General features: G+C 69.7%; 10 protein-coding genes. 5 read left to right on the top strand and 5 right to left on the bottom strand.

Features of this window, described 5'->3' with window-relative positions; genetic code table 11:
- Window positions 1-9 precede the first annotated feature (9 nt).
- From G6O69_RS38935 to G6O69_RS41335, 3 genes are read right to left on the bottom strand one after another with little or no spacing between them, the layout of a single operon-like run.
- Window positions 10-318, bottom strand: coding sequence for a hypothetical protein (locus tag G6O69_RS38935; RefSeq protein WP_176397454.1), 309 nt, complete (start codon window positions 316-318; stop codon window positions 10-12).
- Entirely contained in the window at window positions 312-635 is a 324-nt protein-coding gene (locus G6O69_RS38930; protein WP_176397453.1) for a secretin N-terminal domain-containing protein, read from the bottom strand. Before G6O69_RS38930 ends, G6O69_RS38935 begins: the two co-directional genes overlap by 7 nt.
- Entirely contained in the window at window positions 623-745 is a 123-nt protein-coding gene (locus G6O69_RS41335; protein ID WP_255216873.1) for a hypothetical protein, read from the bottom strand. The genes G6O69_RS38930 and G6O69_RS41335 overlap by 13 nt, the downstream gene beginning before the upstream one ends.
- Window positions 746-814: 69 nt before the next feature.
- Between G6O69_RS41335 and G6O69_RS38925 the strand changes: the two genes are divergently transcribed.
- Window positions 815-1093 carry a hypothetical protein gene (locus G6O69_RS38925; protein ID WP_176397452.1) on the top strand — a complete coding sequence of 93 codons (279 nt, stop codon included), beginning with the start codon at window positions 815-817 and terminating at the stop codon, window positions 1091-1093.
- On the opposite strand, the gene G6O69_RS38920 is transcribed toward G6O69_RS38925, so the two are convergent.
- Together G6O69_RS38920 and G6O69_RS38915 are read right to left on the bottom strand one after the other, a co-directional pair.
- Entirely contained in the window at window positions 1042-1230 is a 189-nt protein-coding gene (locus G6O69_RS38920) for an AMIN domain-containing protein (RefSeq protein WP_176397451.1), read from the bottom strand. The genes G6O69_RS38925 and G6O69_RS38920 overlap by 52 nt on opposite strands.
- Window positions 1231-1705: 475 nt before the next feature.
- Window positions 1706-1861, bottom strand: a complete 156-nt coding sequence (locus G6O69_RS38915) for a hypothetical protein (protein WP_176397450.1) — start codon at window positions 1859-1861, stop codon at window positions 1706-1708.
- Between the two features lie 107 nt (window positions 1862-1968).
- Here G6O69_RS38915 and G6O69_RS42700 point away from each other — a divergent pair, with 107 nt between their 5' ends.
- From G6O69_RS42700 to G6O69_RS42695, 4 genes are all read left to right on the top strand, one after another.
- Window positions 1969-2475, top strand: coding sequence for a secretin and TonB N-terminal domain-containing protein (locus G6O69_RS42700; protein WP_176397449.1), 507 nt, complete (start codon window positions 1969-1971; stop codon window positions 2473-2475).
- Window positions 2472-3230, top strand: a complete 759-nt coding sequence (locus G6O69_RS38905; protein ID WP_176397448.1) for a secretin N-terminal domain-containing protein — start codon at window positions 2472-2474, stop codon at window positions 3228-3230. The genes G6O69_RS42700 and G6O69_RS38905 overlap by 4 nt, the downstream gene beginning before the upstream one ends.
- Window positions 3130-3471, top strand: a complete 342-nt coding sequence (locus tag G6O69_RS38900) for a hypothetical protein (protein WP_255216874.1) — start codon at window positions 3130-3132, stop codon at window positions 3469-3471. Before G6O69_RS38905 ends, G6O69_RS38900 begins: the two co-directional genes overlap by 101 nt.
- Window positions 3472-3523: 52 nt before the next feature.
- Window positions 3524-3631, top strand: a 108-nt coding sequence (locus G6O69_RS42695; protein ID WP_346017176.1) for a shikimate kinase, incomplete at its 3' end; no start/stop codon positions are given.

Genomic DNA, 3631 nt, shown 5'->3' with positions numbered 1-3631 from the left:
CGGCGGCGCTCAGGCGCAAGTTGGTGTTGAGGTTGCCCGAGAGGCTGCGAAGCTGAAGCCGATCGCGCCACCGGTGCCGGTCGAGACCGGAGCCGGGAGGTCGACGGCGTAGTTGGGGTTGGCCGCCGAGCCGGGAGGATCAGGCCGTTGGTCGGGGACTGGTTGCTGCCCGAGCCGCCGCCCACGCCGATGGAGTGGGGAAGAGCAGCCCGTGGGGTTGCCCGTGGCCGGGCTGGCCGTGAAGTCGAAGCCCCAATGGATGCCGAGCTGGCGCAGCCAGTTGGTCCGCGCCTCGACGATCCGCGCCTCGATCAACACCTGGGGCGTCTGGCTGTCGAGCTGGCGGACCAGGGACTCGGCCAGGGCGATGTCTCGGCCACGTCCATGACGATCAGCGTGTTCGTGCGCGTGTCGGGGGTGACCGAGCCGCGCGAGCTGAGCACGCTCTGGACCTTGGGCAGCATGTCGCCGACGTCGGCGTAGCTCAGGGGGATCAGCCGGGTCTCGAGCGGCTTGAGCTGGACCTGGGCGTTGGCCTCCTCGATGGCCTTGCGGCGCTCCTCCTCGAGGGCGGTCAGCGTGGCCACGCGGATCACGTTGCCCTCCTGGACCATGCCCAGGTTCAAGGAGCGCAAGATGATGTCGAGGGCCTGACCCAGGGCACCGCCGAGAGCTTCATGGTCACCGAGCCCTGGACCTCGGGGCCGGCGATGATGTTGACCCGGCCGATGTCCGAGAAGAGCAAGAGCACGTCCTTGATCGGCGCGTCCTGGAGCTCGATGTCGATGCGTCGCCTCGCCAGCGGCTGCGGCCGTTGACCTTGGTCCCCGGTCGGGCGGCGAGCACCGGCGGCGTCGAGAAGCCCGAGACCTTGGTCCCGCCGAGGCTGACGACCTCGCTGCGCTCGATCTCGTCGATGTCGTCGATGTCGGCTGCCGCCTGGTCGGGCGCGGGGGCGGCCGCGACGCGCGGGGGTTCTGCTCGCGGCTGGCGATCACGGCCTCCCTGGCGGCGGGGGACTTCTTGCCGGGAAGCGCCAGATCAGCCGGTTGCCTTGCTGTCGAGCTCGATCTCGGCCGGGCTCGAGGTCTGACTGGCGACGATGATCTTGACGTCGCTGCCCTCGCGGAAGCTGGTGATGCGGTCGACCGGGCAGCCGAAGCTGGTCGTGTCGAGGCTGCGCTCGAGGTTGACCGGGATCTGCGTGTCGCGCAGCTCCAGCATGTTCATGTTCGGGGTCAGGCTGCTCGCGTCGTAGACGACGGGGCGTCGATCTCGACGATGACCACCGCGCCCTGCGGGCCGTCGACGAAGCGGACGTCTCGCAGCGCCGCGTCGCCGGCGCCTTGCGCTGCTCTCCCACTGGCGGGTCAAGGAGCGGCGCTGCTTGTGCGCGACCAGGGTCTCGTCGAGGCGGGCCTGGGCCTTGCCGAGGGCCTCGCGGCGCTCGGTGAGGGCGTCGCGCTCGCCCTCGAGGAGGAGCTCGAAGGCGAGCGCGACGCCTCACGAGCGCCGCGAGGCCCTCGGCAAGGCCCAGGCCCGCCTCGACGACGAGACCCTGGTCGCGCACAAGCAGCGCCGCTCCTTGACCCGCCAGTGGGGAGGAGCAGCGCAAGGCCGCCGGCGACGCGGCGCTGCGAGACGTCCGCTTCGTCGACGGCCCGCAGGGCGCGGTGGTCATCGTCGAGATCGACGGCCCCGTCGTCTACGACGCGAGCAGCCTGACCCCGAACATGAACATGCTGGAGCTGCGCGACACGCAGATCCCGGTCAACCTCGAGCGCAGCCTCGACACGACCAGCTTCGGCGGCCCGGTCGACCGCATCACCAGCTTCCGCGAGGGCAGCGACGTCAAGATCATCGTCGCCAGTCAGACCTCGAGCCCGGCCGAGATCGAGCTCGACAGCAAGGGCAACCGGCTGATCTGGCGCTTCCCGGGCAAGAAGTCCCCCGCCCGCCAGGGAGGCCGTGATCGCCAGCCGCGAGCAGAACCCCCGCGCGGTCGCGGCCGCCCCCGCGCCCGACCAGGCGGCAGCCGACATCGACGACATCGACGAGATCGAGCGCAGCGAGGTCGTCAGCCTCGGCGGGACCAAGGTCTCGGGCTTCTCGACGCCGCCGGTGCTCGCCGCCCGACCGGGGACCAAGGTCAACGGCCGCAGCCGCTGGCGAGGCGAGCGCATCGACATCGAGCTCCAGGACGCGCCGATCAAGGACGTGCTCTTGCTCTTCTCGGACATCGGCCGGGTCAACATCATCGCCGGCCCCGAGGTCCAGGGCTCGGTGACCATGAAGCTCTCGGCGGTGCCCTGGGATCAGGCCCTCGACATCATCTTGCGCTCCTTGAACCTGGGCATGGTCCAGGAGGGCAACGTGATCCGCGTGGCCACGCTGACCGCCCTCGAGGAGGAGCGCCGCAAGGCCATCGAGGAGGCCAACGCCCAGGTCCAGCTCAAGCCGCTCGAGACCCGGTGATCCCCCTGAGCTACGCCGACGTCGGCGACATGCTGCCCAAGGTCCAGAGCGTGCTCAGCTCGCGCGGCTCGGTCACCCCCGACACGCGCACGAACACGCTGATCGTCATGGACGTGGCCGAGAACATCGCCCTGGCCGAGTCCCTGGTCCGCCAGCTCGACAGCCAGACGCCCCAGGTGTTGATCGAGGCGCGGATCGTCGAGGCGCGGACCAACTGGCTGCGCCAGCTCGGCATCCAGTGGGGCTTCGACTTCACGGCCAGCCCCGGCACGGGCAACCCCACGGGGCTGCTGCTCTTCCCCAACTCCATCGGCGTGGGCGGCGGCTCGGGCAGCAACCAGTCCCCGACCAACGGCCTGATCCTCCCGGGCTCGGCGGCCAACCCCAACTACGCCGTCGACCTCCGGCTCCGGTCTCGACCGGCCACCGGTGGCGCGATCGGCTTCAGCTTCGGCAGCCTCTCGGGCAACCTCAACACCAACTTGCCGCTGAGCGCCGCCGAGGACGAGGGCGAGGTCCGGATCATCTCCGCGCCGAAGATCGTCACCCTCGACAACACCGAGGCCGACATCCAGCAGCAGGGCGTGCAGATCCCGATCTCCCAGGTCTCTGCCCAGGGTTGTCAACACGCGCTACGTCAACGCGACCCTCGGCCTGCGGGTCACGCCCCAGGTCACCAACGAGGGCGCCGTGCTCCTCGACGTACAGGTCCAGAAGAACGAGGCCGACTTCGTCAACACCGGCGCCCGGGGTGATCCGACGATCCTGACCAACTCGGCCCAGAGCCAGCTGTTGATCACCGACGGCGACACCGCCGTGATCGGCGGGATCTACACCCGCAACCAGGCGATCAACCACAGCAAGGTGCCCTGGTTCGCCGAGATCCCGATCATCGGGTGGTCTTCAAGAACAAGACCCGAACGCGACGACCGCTCGGAGATGCTGATCTTCCTGACGCCGCGGATCATCAACCGCTCCACGAGTATCGGTGGCTGAGCCCACCGAGCCCTCCGGGCGAGACGACCGACCGGTCTTCTTGCTCGGGCTCATGGGCGCCGGAAAGTCCAGCGTCGGGCGGGCCCTCGCGGCCCGCCGCGGCGCTGTCTTCATTGACCTCGACCAGCGCGTCGAGGCGATCTTCGGGGCGCTCGATCCC

This window comes from Pseudenhygromyxa sp. WMMC2535 (assembly GCF_011083025.2).
This window is presented reverse-complemented; position numbering and strand designations above follow the sequence as displayed.